Origin of the sequence: Allobrachymonas chironomi DSM 19884 (genome assembly GCF_000374625.1) — a bacterium.
Classification (GTDB): domain Bacteria; phylum Pseudomonadota; class Gammaproteobacteria; order Burkholderiales; family Burkholderiaceae_C; genus Brachymonas; species Brachymonas chironomi.
In genome coordinates this window covers 144,977-158,164 of record NZ_KB894769.1, presented here as the reverse complement: position 1 = coordinate 158,164, position 13,188 = coordinate 144,977, and the positions used below count along the sequence as shown (strand labels likewise).

12 protein-coding genes and 1 pseudogene are annotated in these 13,188 nt (G+C 63.9%); 6 read left to right on the top strand and 7 right to left on the bottom strand.

Annotated features, from left to right (window positions below):
- A pseudogene (locus C513_RS0107545) lies at positions 1-223 on the bottom strand (IS256 family transposase); the annotation flags it as partial.
- Between the two features lie 195 nt (positions 224-418).
- Entirely contained in the window at positions 419-1,315 is an 897-nt protein-coding gene (locus C513_RS0107540) for a LysR family transcriptional regulator (protein ID WP_018715437.1), read from the bottom strand.
- Between the two features lie 213 nt (positions 1,316-1,528).
- On the opposite strand from C513_RS0107540, the gene C513_RS0107535 reads away from it, so the two are divergent.
- The gene (locus tag C513_RS0107535) at positions 1,529-2,323 is read left to right on the top strand and encodes an SDR family NAD(P)-dependent oxidoreductase (protein WP_026320659.1); all 795 of its coding nucleotides are present in this window, start codon (positions 1,529-1,531) and stop codon (positions 2,321-2,323) included.
- A 40-nt stretch (positions 2,324-2,363) separates the two neighbouring features.
- Here C513_RS0107535 and C513_RS0107530 read toward each other — a convergent pair whose 3' ends face one another.
- Positions 2,364-3,062: an MOSC domain-containing protein gene (locus C513_RS0107530; protein ID WP_033394931.1), complete on the bottom strand. Its 699-nt coding sequence runs from the start codon at positions 3,060-3,062 to the stop codon at positions 2,364-2,366.
- A gap of 228 nt (positions 3,063-3,290) precedes the next feature.
- On the opposite strand from C513_RS0107530, the gene C513_RS0107525 reads away from it, so the two are divergent.
- Positions 3,291-4,655 (top strand): NAD(P)/FAD-dependent oxidoreductase, encoded by a 1,365-nt coding sequence (locus C513_RS0107525; RefSeq protein WP_018715434.1) that lies wholly within the window; start codon positions 3,291-3,293, stop codon positions 4,653-4,655.
- 12 nt (positions 4,656-4,667) lie between these two features.
- Positions 4,668-5,027: a DUF5368 domain-containing protein gene (locus tag C513_RS0107520; protein ID WP_018715433.1), complete on the top strand. Its 360-nt coding sequence runs from the start codon at positions 4,668-4,670 to the stop codon at positions 5,025-5,027.
- Between the two features lie 75 nt (positions 5,028-5,102).
- Here the strand turns inward: C513_RS0107520 and C513_RS0107515 are convergent, their stop codons facing one another.
- The 3 genes from C513_RS0107515 to C513_RS0107505 are packed head-to-tail and all read right to left on the bottom strand — an operon-like array spanning position 5,103 to position 9,605.
- A complete protein-coding gene (locus C513_RS0107515; RefSeq protein WP_018715432.1) occupies positions 5,103-6,293 on the bottom strand; it encodes an acetate/propionate family kinase in 1,191 nt (396 codons plus the stop codon).
- Positions 6,294-6,303: 10 nt separating this feature from the next.
- Complete coding sequence (locus C513_RS0107510) at positions 6,304-7,785, bottom strand: bifunctional enoyl-CoA hydratase/phosphate acetyltransferase (RefSeq protein ID WP_018715431.1); 1,482 nt, start codon at positions 7,783-7,785, stop codon at positions 6,304-6,306.
- 2 nt (positions 7,786-7,787) lie between these two features.
- The gene (locus C513_RS0107505; protein ID WP_018715430.1) at positions 7,788-9,605 is read right to left on the bottom strand and encodes a PHA/PHB synthase family protein; all 1,818 of its coding nucleotides are present in this window, start codon (positions 9,603-9,605) and stop codon (positions 7,788-7,790) included.
- A gap of 159 nt (positions 9,606-9,764) precedes the next feature.
- Between C513_RS0107505 and C513_RS0107500 the strand changes: the two genes are divergently transcribed.
- Positions 9,765-10,004 carry a hypothetical protein gene (locus C513_RS0107500; protein WP_018715429.1) on the top strand — a complete coding sequence of 80 codons (240 nt, stop codon included), beginning with the start codon at positions 9,765-9,767 and terminating at the stop codon, positions 10,002-10,004.
- Between the two features lie 10 nt (positions 10,005-10,014).
- Here C513_RS0107500 and C513_RS13685 read toward each other — a convergent pair whose 3' ends face one another.
- Positions 10,015-10,494: a hypothetical protein gene (locus C513_RS13685; protein ID WP_018715428.1), complete on the bottom strand. Its 480-nt coding sequence runs from the start codon at positions 10,492-10,494 to the stop codon at positions 10,015-10,017.
- Positions 10,495-10,553: 59 nt separating this feature from the next.
- Between C513_RS13685 and tal the strand changes: the two genes are divergently transcribed.
- Together tal and pgi are read left to right on the top strand one after the other, a co-directional pair.
- Positions 10,554-11,507, top strand: a complete 954-nt coding sequence (gene tal / locus C513_RS0107490; protein WP_018715427.1) for a transaldolase — start codon at positions 10,554-10,556, stop codon at positions 11,505-11,507.
- On the top strand, positions 11,504-13,147 hold the full coding sequence (pgi, locus tag C513_RS0107485; RefSeq protein WP_018715426.1) for a glucose-6-phosphate isomerase: 1,644 nt from the start codon (positions 11,504-11,506) through the stop codon (positions 13,145-13,147). Before tal ends, pgi begins: the two co-directional genes overlap by 4 nt.
- Positions 13,148-13,188 lie beyond the last annotated feature (41 nt).

Genomic DNA, 13,188 nt, shown 5'->3' with positions numbered 1-13,188 from the left:
CTGGCCGCTCACCCCCCGGTGGATATCCCAGATGATGGCTGAGCTCTCCACCCAAGGCACGTTCGATCAGCGCCTTCTTCAGCGCCATCGTCATGTCCTGGATCGATGCGGCCGTCATTGGGCCTTGCTGTACCAGCTGGTCCAGCAACTCCTCGGGGATGCTTGGCAGCGAGGCAGACTTCTCGGCAATCGCCGCGTTCTTCAACTTCGTTTTGCTTGACATACATGCTCCTGTTGCACATGGTATGCCTTACACACAAAATTTATGACAGGCTCACGGCTTTTGCTGCAAGCCTTGACGAATTCGACGATCTGTATCGGGAACTGGCAAAGTAAGTGCTGGTCGCACTTGGCATACAGGAGCCGGAGGCTACGTTATTCTGCCTATAAGCTGGCACAACCCCAAATACCATATCCCTCACGCCGGCACCCGCTCAAACGTCTTGGCCAGATAATCGATCATGACCCGCACCTTGGCGGGCGGACGGCGGTCCGGGGGATAGAGGACGTGAATGCCAGCCAGATCCACCATGGGCTGGTCCAGCTCCAGCACCAGCAAATCTCCCCGCTTGACCGCCTCGCAGACAATGAAGTGCGGCTGGTAGATCAGGCCCTGGCCGGCGATGGCGGCGGCGAGTAGCGCGTCGCCATTGTTGGCCAGCAGGTTGCCGCTCACGGGCACCCGTATCTCCCCCTGGGTGCCGAAAACCCACTGTTTGTGCTGCGTGGCAGACAGGGTGTAGCTCAGGCAGTTGTGCTGCGCCAACTCGCTGACAGTGCGGGGCGCGCCATGGCGTGCCACATACCCGGGCGCGGCACAAATACACATGCCGCTATTGCCCAGTTGCCGCGTTTGCAGCGGGCTATTGGCCAGCCGCCCGATGCGAATGGCCAGATCCCAGCTGCCGGCAATCAGATCCAGCTGGGCATCGCTCAAGCCCAGCTCCACCACGACTTCCGGATGCTGGCGACTGAACTCGGCCATCAGCGGTGCCACATAGCGGGTGCCAAAGGAGAGCGGCACATTCATGCGCAGCAGGCCGGTCGCCTTGATGCGCTGCGACGTGGCGGCCGCTTCGGCTTCATCAATCTCCGGCAGGATACGCTGGCAGGCCTCCAGGTAATTGGCTCCGGCTTCGGTCAGGCTCAAGCGCCGGGTGGTGCGGTGAAACAGCTTGACGCCCAGCCGCGCCTCCAGGGCATTCACGTGCTTGGTGGCCATGGCCGGGGACATGCCCAGATGGCGGGCGGCGGCAGACAGGCTGCCAGTAGCCGCTGCCTGGACATACACCCGCATGCTGGTGATCCGGTCCATCTCTACTTCCTTCTATGAGTACGAAGTGTTGGACGATATTAGCAGGTTCTCATACAAGGGGTTAGCGCCGATACTGCATGGGCAGGGGCGTTGTACCGGTTTCTGCTGTTCATGCAGCACCAGATCACCCCATGGATACACACCGGGCATGCAGCCCGCGATGTCCGTCAATTGCTTTGGCGCCAGCCGGCGCATACCAACAGGAGTCAAATCATGATTATTGATCTTTCAGGAAAAACAGCCATTGTGACCGGTTCTACCGGTGGTATCGGATTGGCCATTGCCACGGGTCTGGCCACAGCCGGTGCGCAGGTCACCATGGTGGGCCGTGATCAGGAGCGGGTAAATGCTGCGGTGGCCAAAGTGCATGCCGTGACGGGTCAGGACAGTGCCGGTGGTGTCACCTGTGATCCCGGAACCCCGGAAGGCATTGCCACGCTGATTGCGGCGCAGCCCGAAACCGATATTCTGGTGAATGGCCTGGGCATTTACGGCGCACGGGAGTTTTTTGATATTGAAGATGCCCTGTGGGAAACCTATTTCCAGGTCAATATCATGAGTGGCGTGCGACTGTCCCGCCATTATGCCCAGGGCATGCGTGCCCGTGGCTGGGGCCGAATCCAGTTCATTTCCAGCGAATCGGCGCTGAATATTCCCACCGAGATGGTGCATTACGGCGTGAGCAAGAGTGCCTTGCAAGGACTGTCCCGTGGTTTGGCCAAGGTCTTGGCAGGTACCGGCGTGACGGTCAATACCATTCTGCCCGGACCGACCCGTACCGAGGGCGCCATCCAGATGATGGCGGATTTGGCTGTCGAGCGTGGGGTCAGTGCAGAGGAAATGGAAGGCCTGTTTCTCAAGGAAAACCGTCCCTCCACCTTGCTGCACCGTTTTGCCAGCCCGGAAGAGGTGGCGAATCTCTGTGTGTATGCCGCTTCGCCGCAAGCCAGTGCCACTACCGGTGCCGCATTGCGCGTGGAAGGCGGCATTGTCGAAAGTATTGCCTGACGGATAGGCCAATAGACGCGGTTGCATCGACTTTCTGTGCTTAATCCGTCCCCTGCATCCGCCGCGCCCAATCTTCTACCTCTCCCGCCGCGCGGCGGTGTGCAAACAGCTTGCGCCAGCTGTCGGGCAGTGGCAGTTGCAGCACCGGATCCAGCAGCGCAGGCCGGGTTTCGCGGTCGCGGATCAGCGCCAGCAGTGTCGCCACGGAGTAATCGGGATGCGGACGCTCCAGCAGGGTCACGCTATCACCCGCCTGCAGCGTGCCTTCCTGCAGCACGCGCAGATACCAGCCGGCGCGCAGGCTGTCCTGCACCTGGGCGGCCATGTCGGGCAGCTCAAAGCGCAGGTTCAGCTTGAAGCAGGGCTGCCGGCCCTGGCTCACGGCAAAGCGGGCTGAGCCGATCTGCAGCACATCCCCGATGCAGACATCGTTCTCGGTCATGCCGTCCAGACTGAGGTTTTCCCCAAAGGCACCGGGCTGGCCGAACAGCGGCTGCTGCGGGTAGTACGCCTGCCACCAGGCGTAATGGCTCCAGGCGTAGCAGTGCACCGCCTTGTCGATGCCGCCGTGCACGCGCCGGTCGGCCTGCTGGTCCCCCGCCAGGCCCAGTTCGTGGACGGCCTGCGGGCCCTTGGCCGGCTGCTTGTCGATGGCGCTGGGCACCTGGCGTGCTCCCAGCGGGCGGATGCTGCCGGTCAACACACTGCGGACCTGGCCCAGGGAGAGAGGGTGGGGCATGGCAATACGGGGCTGGAGGACGATTCACCATGATAGCCCCAGCCTGCTGCGCGATGCGGCATGGCATGCAGATCAGGGTTTACCGGGAAACATATCGATACGCAATAGAATATAATAAAAAATTATATCTTTATGTTTTGTGTTCATAAGTGTAGCCAACTGTCGCCAACTTGCAGCAAGGTGCGCGACATGCCGTGGCCATGCAGAACACGCTTTCAAGGGACCTCCATGCAGTCACATGATTCCAAGAAGTCGCCGCTCGGCGGTGACGCTGCTTCCGAGATGCAGATCAGCCGCCGTCGTGCGTTGATGCTGGGTGCTGCCGCCACGGCGGCTGCCGGTCTGGCGCCTGCGGTGGCGCAGGCCAGGAGCAGGGTCAAGACCCAGGCGCGTATCGTCATAGCCGGCGGTGGTGCCGCAGGCCTGACGGCGGCCAACCGCCTGGTGGAGAGTCTGGACGGTGCCAGGATCATCATGATCGATGCCCGCAAGGAGCACTATTACCAGCCGGGCTTTACCCTGGTCGGAGCCGGCATCAAGCCGCGTGACTACGTGGTCAGCACCACCGGTGAATACGTGCCATCCGGCGTGGAATGGGTGCAGGCCAGCGTGGCCGAGATCGATCCCGACGGCAACAAGGTCGTCACCGATGCTGGCCAGGCCATCCCCTACGACTACCTGATCGTGGCCACCGGCATGCGCCTGAACTACTCCGAGATCGAAGGCATGGATCCGGCCCTGATCGGCAAGGAAGGCATAGGCAGCATCTACAACGGCCCGGATGCCGCTGCCGCCACCTGGCAGGCGCTGTCGGCGTTTGCCGAAAAGGGCGGCCGTGGCGTATTCCTGCGCCCCGCCACCGAGATGAAGTGTGCCGGCGCTCCGCTGAAGTACACCTTTCTGAGCGAAGACCACCTGACGCGCAAGGGCACGCGCAGCAAGTCCGAAATTGTCTACAACTCCAACAACAAGGTCTTGTTCAGCGTGCCGATCGTGTCCGAAAAGGTGCGCATGCTGTTCAAGGACCGCGGCATCAAGGTCAACTACGAGCGCGTGCTCAAGAGCATCGATCCGGGTCGCCGCATCGCCACCTTCAGCACGCCGGATGGCGGCACGGCCGAAGAGAACTACGATTTCCTGCACGTGATCCCGCCAATGCGCGCCCCCGATGCCGTGCGTAACAGTCCGCTGTCCTGGAAGGAAGGCCCCTGGGTGTCCGAGGGCTGGATGGAAGTGGACAGGGGCACGCTGCGTCACATGCGCTACCGCAACGTGTTTGGCGTGGGCGATATCGCCGGCGTGCCCAAGGGCAAGACGGCGGCCAGCGTCAAGTGGCAGGTGCCGGTGGCGGTGGACCATCTGGTGGCCGAGATTGCCGGCAAGGAGTCCGATGCGCTGTACACCGGCTACACCTCCTGCCCGTTGATCACGCGGTTGGGTCAGGCGATGCTGGTCGAGTTCGATTACGAAAACAACCTGGTGCCCTCCTTCCCCGGCATGATCGCGCCGCTGGAAGAGCTGTGGATCAGCTGGGTCATGAAGACCATGGCCCTCAAGCCCACCTATATCAGCATGCTGCGCGGTCGCGCCTAAGGAGTACACAACATGAAAGAACTTGATCCCCTGATCCTGCTGGCCGTGTTCCAGGAAATGATGGGTCCGCTGCTGTGGATCCTGCTGGCCATCATCGTCGGCGGCACCATCGCCTTCTTTGCCCTGCTGGCAAAGGAGGGCGGCATTGTCGCCAGGCGCATGATCAGCTCGCAGGCCGCCGGCATTCTGGGCGGCATCCTGGCGCTGGTGCTGATGGTGATGGTGTCGTCTTCGGGCTTTACCGATGCCGGTGGCCCGGCCGACTGGTTCCTGATCGCGCTGGTGTTCGGTCTGGGCTTTATCGGCGCAGCCATTCTGGTCTATACCGTGGTCGGCTGGTTCAAGCCGCGCAAGAAGATCAGCGCTGCCTGACGCGCATCACGCCAGAAAAAATGGCCATCAGCGCAAGCTGATGGCCATTCTGCTATCGGGCAACAGGAAAGCGGTTTAGCGCCAGCCCAGACCGATCAGTTCCCAGGCGTGCTGTGCCGCCACCCATTCCTCATTGGTCGGTTCGATCGCCATGGTGAAGGCACTGTCCGGAGCCGAGATGATGGTGGCGTTCTGCTGGTTGGCCGCCGGGTCCAGGCGCGCACCCAGCCAGGCCAGTTCCTCGCAGACACGCTGGCGGATTACCGGGTTGTTTTCGCCCACGCCGGCGGTAAACACCAGCATGTCGATGCCGTTCATGGCGGTGGCCATGGCCGCGATTTCCTTGGACATGCGGCGCACGTACAGCTGCAGCGCAATGCGCACCTGTTCGTTGCTGTCTTCCAGCGGCAGCAGCACCTGGGTGTCATCGGACACTCCGGAAATGCCGCGCAGGCCGGACTCGTGGTACAGCATGTGGCCCACCTGTTCCAGCGACAGCTTCTCGATCTCCATCAGGTAGAGCACGGCACCCGGGTCGAGTGCGCCGCAGCGCGAACCCATCATCAGGCCGTCGAGTGCCGAGAAGCCCAGCGTGGTGGCCACGCTTTGCAGGTTCTGCATGGCGCACAGGCTGGCACCGCTGCCGATATGGGCGGCCACCACCTTGCCGCTGGCGAGTTCGCCATGACGCTCGGGCAGGGCGCGGCTCAGGTAGTCGTAGGACAGGCCATGGAAGCCATAACGGCACAGGCCGCGCTCCCAGGCCGCCCAGTTGAGCGGCAGGATTTTTTCGACCACGGGCAGCGTGTGGTGAAAGCCGGTATCGAAACAGGCGACCTGCGGCATGCGCGGGTACATTTCGAGCAGGGCCGCGATGGCCTCCAGCGCAAACGGCTGGTGCAGCGGCGCCAGCGGGATGTAGCTGTGCAGGTCGGCCACCACCTCGGGTGTCAGCACGACCGGCTCGAAGTACTTGCTGCCGCCGTGCACCACGCGGTGCGCCACAGCGGAAATACGGCGATCTCCCTGCTTCAGCAGCACCTGCTGGTGGATGTACTCCAGGGCATCGTTGTAGGGCTTGGCGGCGCTCAGGGGCAGCGGCATGCGCGGGCTGTCGCTGGCATCAAAAGTGGCCTGGCCACTGGTGATGCCGTTGACCTTGCCGCCCCAGATCTTCTGGCGTGGCACACCCGTGGATGTGCTGTCATAGAGCGCGAACTTGATGCTGGAAGAGCCGCAGTTGAGGACCAGGACCAGATGGTTCATGCCAGGCCTTTCAGGGGGGCGTCAGGCGATACTGGTGGGCCAGCAGCACGGACAGGGCGCAGGAAGAGATGCGAGCGGCCTCGTTGTCGGCACGGCTGGTCAGCACGATCGGCAGCTTGGCACCCAGCACGATGCCGGCCATGTGGGCACCGGCCAGGTACTCGAGCTGCTTGGCCAGCATGTTGCCGCTTTCCAGATCCGGTACCACCAGGATGTCGGCTTCGCCGGCCACCGGGGACGTGATGCCCTTGATGCGCGCGGCTTCGGCAGACACGGCATTGTCGAAGGCCAGCGGGCCGTCCAGCACGCCGCCGGTGATCTGGCCGCGATCGGCCATCTTGCACAGGGCGGCGGCATGCAGCGTGGCTTCCATGTCGGCGTTGACGGTTTCCACGGCGGCCAGCAGGGCGACCTTGGGCTGGGTTACGCCAATCACGTGGGCCAGGTTGATCGCGTTTTGCACGATGTCGGCCTTGATGGCCAGCGTCGGCTGGATGTTGACAGCGGCATCGGTAATGATGAACGGACGCGGGTAGGCCGGGGCTTCCAGCAGGAAGCAGTGGCTGATGCGGCGCTTGGTGCGCAGGCCGTGCTCGCGGTCGACCACGGCAGACATCAGTTCGTCGGTGTGCAGGCTGCCCTTCATCAGCGCCTCGACCATGCCGGCGCGTGCCAGCTGGGTGGCCGTGATGGCTGCGGCGTGGCTGTGCGGCACATCCTCGATATGCACGCCTTCCAGGCTCAGGCCGGCTTCGGCAGCCACGGCTTCGAGCTTGGCGCGCGGAGCGATCAGCAACGGCTCGATCAGGCCCAGGTCACGCGCCTTGAGGGCCGCTTCCAGGCTGATCGGGTCGCAGGGGTGCACCACGGCCATCTTGATGCGGCCACGCTGCTGCGCTTCGGCCAGCAGGCGCTCGGGGCCGTTCTGCGCCTTGAACATGCGCACTTCGGGCAGCGGATGCGGCAGCATCTCGGCCGATTCGGCCGGCGGCATCACCGTGGCTTCGCCGGCGATCACGGTCTTGCCCTTCTGGTTGGTACAGACCGATTCCAGCGTGATCCACTTCTTCTCTTCGTTGCGTGCGCTGACGGTCAGCTTGACGGTGATGGTGTCACCGATGCGCACCGGCGCGGTAAAGCGCAGCGACTGGCTCAGGTAGATGGTGCCGGAACCGGGGAAGCGCGTGCCCAGCAGGGCGGAGATCAGCGAACCGCCGTACATGCCGTGCGCGATCACGCTCTTGAACAGGCTGCGCGAGGCGAATTCGTCGTCCAGGTGCTGCGGGTTGTAGTCGCCGGAGGCGACGGCAAACAGCTCCACGTCCTGGCGCGTCACGGTGTGCGTCAGCGTGGCGTTGTCGCCAATCTGCAGTTCCGCGAAGGTGTAGTTGCGTACCTTGCCCTGCGGGTTCGGTTCGGCGACCAGCTGGATCGGGGCGCGGCTGCTGTCGGCAGCAGGGGAGGAGGTGGAGGTATTCAGGTTGTCAGTCATGATCAGCGTTCCAATACATAAAGGCCGGGGGCGTCTTCCTGGGCGGGGTAGTCCTTGGCGCCCATGGACGGGGGAGTTTGCTGGGCACCGGAGTTCTTGCCCAGCCAGGCGTGCCAGTCTTCCCACCAGGAGCCCTGGTGCAGCTCGGCGTTCTGCATCCATTCCTCGGTGGTCTGGAAGCTGCCGAAAGCCGGACGCGTGGCTACACGGTAGTGACGGCGGGCGCGGCCGGGCTCGCTCACGATGCCGGCGTTATGGCCACCCTTGGTCAGCACGAAGGTGACTTCGGCATCGGTCAGCAGATGGATCTTGTAGACCGATTTCCAGGGAGCGACGTGGTCGGATTCGGTGCCGACACAGTAGACCGGTACCCGGATATCGTTCAGCACGACCGGGCGGCCGTTGACCAGATAGCGGCCACGGGCCAGGTCGTTGTGCAGGAACATCTGGCTCAGGTACTCGGTGTGCATGCGCGCCGGCATGCGGGTGGAGTCGGCGTTCCAGGCCATCAGGTCCATGGCGCGCGAACGCTCGCCCAGCAGGTATTCCTGCACCATGCGCTGCCACAGCAGATCGTAGGAGCGCAGCCAGGTGAAGGCCCCGGCCATCTGGCTGGCATCCAGGAAGCCGCGTTCGGCCATCTGCGCCTGCAGCAGGTTGAGCTGGCTTTCGTCGATGAACAGGGCCAGTTCGCCCGGCTCGGAGAAGTCGGTCTGGGCCGCGAACAGCGTCATCGAGGCCAGGCGCTCGTCCTTGTCACGCGCCATGGTGGCGGCACCGATGGACAGCAGCGTGCCGCCCAGGCAGTAGCCGGTGGCGTGCACCTTCTGGTCCGGCACGATGGCGCTGATGGCGTCCATGGCGGCGAAGAAGCCTTCATTCAGGTAGTCTTCCATGCCCATGTTGTGCTCGGCCTTGCCCGGGTTCTTCCAGGAAATGGCAAACACGGTGTGGCCCTGGTTGACCAGGTACTGGATCATGGAGTTCTCGGGGGAGAGATCCAGGATGTAGTACTTCATGATCCAGGCCGGCACGATCAGCACCGGCTCGGGGTGCACTTCCTTGGTGGTGGGGCTGTACTGGATCAGCTCCATCAGGTGGGTGCGCAGCACCACCTTGCCCTTGGCCGTGGCCACGTCGCGGCCGACCACGAACTCGTCGCTGATCGGCGGCTGCTCGTGGCGCATCTTGCGCTGCATGTCTTCCAGCGCATAGCGCACGCCACGCGTCAGGTTGGCGCCGTTTTCCTCGATGGTGCGCTTGAGGACCACCGGGTTGGTCAGGGCGAAGTTGGACGGGGCCATCATGCCCAGCCACTGGCGTGCCGTGAACGACACCCAGTCGGCATGGTGCGGATCCACGCCGCGCACGCCGGAGGTGGCGTCGTCCCACCAGGCTTCCTGCATCAGGAAGGACTGTTGCATCACGTTGAACGGCCACTGTTGCCAGGCCGGGTCGGAGAAGCGGCGATCGGTGATCGGGGTGGGCAGGGCGGCCGGCGGCGTCATGGCCGTCAGGCGCGTGCCCTGGGCTGCCTGCTGCACGCTGTTCTGCACCTGGTTGACCGTGCTTTCGGCGGCCAGGCGCTGCAGCTGCTGCAGGTTTTCGACGGCCTTCTGCAGCAGCAGCAACTGCTTGCCGGGAGAGGCCGAGAGATGGGCGACCCAGTCCATCAGGGCCATGGTGTTGAGCGTGGGGGACTGGCCACCGGTCATCTGGGCGATGGCGGCAATGGCTTTCTGGTCCAGCTGGTTGGCGGCATCTTCGGTGATGCCCAGCGGGCCGGCCTGGGGCGGGAGTGGAGTGTTGGGATCGCGCATGGTGTGTTTCAAAAGTATGAAATCATGATGTCAAATGGGGTATGACCTATCCTAACAGTCTGAAGTTACAGTACGTTGAAAGTGAGGGCGAAAAAATGGTGCAATGCGACAAAATAGGCACGCTTCCACCGGAAAATGCAGCGGCGCTAGAATCGCGCGATGCATGCTTCCGATTCCCCCCCTTCCATCACCTGGCGCAAGCCGGATGGCAGCGTCGTGTCCTGCTTTGAAAAGGTCAAGGTGCTGAACGAAAACTACAGCGAACTGCGCGAACTGCTGCAGGACGCCATGGACGATGCGCTGCTGCTGGGCTGCAGCGAGGCGCAGGTGCGTGCGGCTTTCCAGCAACTGCTGGATGAGCTGCGCCCAAGCGTGGCCGAGAACCCGGACGCGATCTGAGCTGCTGCGCTCACCGGTTGGCGCGCTGCATCAGGAACGGCACCCAGCTTTCGGTCGGTTGCGTCAGGTCCAGCCAGTCGCCCTCGATCAGTTCGCCGCAGCTGCCCGGCACCACATCACCGCGCCAGAGGCCGCTGGTGCGCGTGCCATCTACCGATTCTTCCATGCCGATGCGGCCATCGCGCATTTCGCCGGCCACCAGTACCTGCTGTCTGTTGCGCAGCAGCGTGCCGCGCAGACTGCCGGCATATTCGGGATGGGCGGCCAGTTGCAGCGGCAGTGCTGGCGACAGCTCTGCGGCAGCCGGGTGGAGCGTGATGAACCATTCGCCCAGCATGTGCTGCTGGCCATAGGGGCCGGGATGCACGCAGACCGCGACCTCGGCCGGAGCGGAGGCGGCAGCGCTGGCTGCCGTGGCAGCGGGCAGGGCAGGGGCTGCCAATACGGGCAGGGCGGTCAGCAGCAGGGAGCAAATCAGGTAGCGGCGCATGGCGTGGGCAGGGTTGTCATGTCATTGTAAATGCACTGAAATCCATCATAATCGGCTTCATGAATCAGCTCGAAGCACTCAAACAATCCACTACCGTGGTTGCCGACACCGGCGACTTCATGCAACTGGCGCAATTCCAGCCGCAGGATGCCACCACCAACCCCTCGCTGATCCTGAAGGCCGTGCAAAAGCCCGACTATGCCCCGCTGCTGGCGGCTGCCGTGGCCGACTATGGCAAGGACGACCTGGGTTTCACCATGGACCAGCTGCTGGTGCGCTTTGGCTGCGAAATCCTCAGGCACATTCCGGGCCGCGTTTCCACCGAGGTCGATGCGCGTCTGTCGTTTGACACGGCGGCCACCGTGGCGCGTGCCGAACGCATCATGGGCCTGTACCGCCAGCAGGGCGTCGTGCCCGAGCGCGTGCTGATCAAGATTGCCGCCACCTGGGAGGGTATCGAGGCCGCACGCCAGCTCGAGGCGCAAGGCATCCGCACCAACCTGACGCTGCTGTTCGCCTTCTGCCAGGCGGTGGCCTGCGGCAATGCCGGCGTGCAGCTGATTTCCCCGTTTGTCGGCCGCATTTATGACTGGTACAAGAAGCAGGCCGGTGCCAGCTGGGACGAGCAGGCCATGGCCGGCGTCAACGATCCCGGCGTGGAGTCGGTACGCCGCATCTACCAGTACTTCAAGCTGCATGGCATCAGTACCGAAATCATGGGTGCCAGCTTCCGCAACACCGGCCAGATCATGGCCCTGTCCGGCTGTGACCTGCTGACCATCAGCCCGGATCTGCTGGCGCAGCTGGCCGCGGCCGAAGCGCCCGCCGGCATGACGCCCGAGTTGTCCGTGCACATGGCGCAGCAGCACCCGATGGTGGCCGTGCATTACGATGAAGCCGGCTTCCGCTACGCGCTCAACGAAGATGCCATGGCGACCGAAAAGCTGGCCGAGGGCATACGCGCCTTTGCCGCCGATGCGGTCAAGCTGGAACAGCTGATGCTGGCTGCATGAGCGTATCCGGTTCCCCGGCCGGCTGGGGCAGCGCCTGCGGCCTGGCCAATCTGGCGCCGGCCTGGCAGGACTTGCTGGCCGAATCGCAGCGTTTCCCGGTTAACCGCCTGCACGGCTGGGAGGCCGCCGTGGCGCTGGGGGCGTTCGACCTGCGTCAGGCCTTTGCCCGGGATCCGGAACGGTTGCAGACCTTCAGCCAGACGCTGCATGCGCGTGACGGCAGCCGGCTGCTGCATGTCGATGCCTCCAAAGTGCATGCCGATCGCCGCGTGGTGCGGCTGCTGATGCAGCTGGCCGAACAGCGCCAGGTGCTGGCGCTGCGGGACGCCATGTTCAACGGCGAGCCGATCAACAGCACCGAGCAGCGTGCCGTGATGCACTGGCTGCTGCGCAGCCCGGATGCGGCCAGCGTGCCAGCCCATCTGCAGGCCAGCTGGCAGCAGGTCGATGCCGTGCGTACTGCCTTTCTGGACTACGCTGAGGTGGTACGCGCCAAGGCGCACATCACCGATGTGGTGCATATCGGCATTGGCGGCTCGGATCTGGGCCCGCGCATGGCGGTGGAGGCACTGGAGCCCTGTTGCCAGCCGGGACGGCGCTTTCATTTTGTCAGCAATGTCGATGGCCATGAGCTGGACCGCGTGCTGCGCCAGCTGCGGCCGCAGAACACCTTGTTCATCATCGCCAGCAAGACCTTTACCACGCTGGAAACCATGGCCAATGCGCGCACCGCGCTGGACTGGTTCCGCCAGCAGTCGGGCGGGCAGCTGGCGGTACGCGATCACTTTGTCGGCATTACCACCAACCTGGAGGCAGCGGCGGCGCTCGGCATCGAGACCACGTTCGGTTTCTGGGACTGGGTGGGCGGCCGCTATTCGGTCTGGTCGGCGATTGGCCTGCCGCTGGCGATTGCCATCGGGGCCGCGGGTTTCCGGGCCTTTCTCGATGGCGCACACGAGGTGGACCAGCATTTCCTGCATGCCGCCCCGCGCGACAACCTGCCGCTCAAGATGGGCTTGCTGGTGGTCTGGAACTGCAGCTTTCTGGGGCACTCGGCGCGCTGCATGGCGCCGTACCACAGCGGATTGCAGCGCCTGCCGGCCTATATCCAGCAGCTGGAGATGGAGAGCAATGGCAAGGGCGTGACGCGCAATGGCGAACGGCTGGAGTATTTCACGGCCCCCACCGTCTGGGGCGAGCCGGGATCGAACGGACAGCATGCCTTTTTCCAGCTGCTGCACCAGGGGCCGCACATGTTGCCGGTGGAATTTCTGGCGGTGCGCGAGCCGGCGCATGCGCTGGACGGTCACCACACGCTGCTGCTGGCGAATGCGCTGGCGCAGGCGCAGGCACTGATGCAGGGCAGCAGCAGCAACGATGTGCAGCGCGACTGTCCGGGCAACCGTCCCAGCAGCTTCTATCTGCTGGACCGACTCGATCCGCGTACGCTGGGCGCGCTGCTGGCGCTGCACGAGCACCGTGTGTTTGTCTGCGGGGCCGTCTGGGGCATCAACAGTTTCGACCAGTTTGGCGTGGAACTGGGCAAGCGGTTGGCGCGTGACATCGTGCCGCGCTTTGCCAGTGGCGATCTGGACCGGCTGGATCCGTCCACCGCCGACCTGTTGCGCCGCCTGCGCTGAGCACGACAAAGCCCCATCACGCAGGGCGATGGGGCTGGTCG

Coding starts and splice junctions, on each gene's coding strand:
- C513_RS0107540 (WP_018715437.1), bottom strand. CDS start 1,315: ATGGACCGGATCACCAGCATGCGGGTGTATGTCCAGGCAGCGGCTACT.
- C513_RS0107535 (WP_026320659.1), top strand. CDS start 1,529: ATGATTATTGATCTTTCAGGAAAAACAGCCATTGTGACCGGTTCTACC.
- C513_RS0107530 (WP_033394931.1), bottom strand. CDS start 3,062: ATGCCCCACCCTCTCTCCCTGGGCCAGGTCCGCAGTGTGTTGACCGGC.
- C513_RS0107525 (WP_018715434.1), top strand. CDS start 3,291: ATGCAGTCACATGATTCCAAGAAGTCGCCGCTCGGCGGTGACGCTGCT.
- C513_RS0107520 (WP_018715433.1), top strand. CDS start 4,668: ATGAAAGAACTTGATCCCCTGATCCTGCTGGCCGTGTTCCAGGAAATG.
- C513_RS0107515 (WP_018715432.1), bottom strand. CDS start 6,293: ATGAACCATCTGGTCCTGGTCCTCAACTGCGGCTCTTCCAGCATCAAG.
- C513_RS0107510 (WP_018715431.1), bottom strand. CDS start 7,785: ATGACTGACAACCTGAATACCTCCACCTCCTCCCCTGCTGCCGACAGC.
- C513_RS0107505 (WP_018715430.1), bottom strand. CDS start 9,605: ATGCGCGATCCCAACACTCCACTCCCGCCCCAGGCCGGCCCGCTGGGC.
- C513_RS0107500 (WP_018715429.1), top strand. CDS start 9,765: ATGCATGCTTCCGATTCCCCCCCTTCCATCACCTGGCGCAAGCCGGAT.
- C513_RS13685 (WP_018715428.1), bottom strand. CDS start 10,494: ATGCGCCGCTACCTGATTTGCTCCCTGCTGCTGACCGCCCTGCCCGTA.
- tal (WP_018715427.1), top strand. CDS start 10,554: ATGAATCAGCTCGAAGCACTCAAACAATCCACTACCGTGGTTGCCGAC.
- pgi (WP_018715426.1), top strand. CDS start 11,504: ATGAGCGTATCCGGTTCCCCGGCCGGCTGGGGCAGCGCCTGCGGCCTG.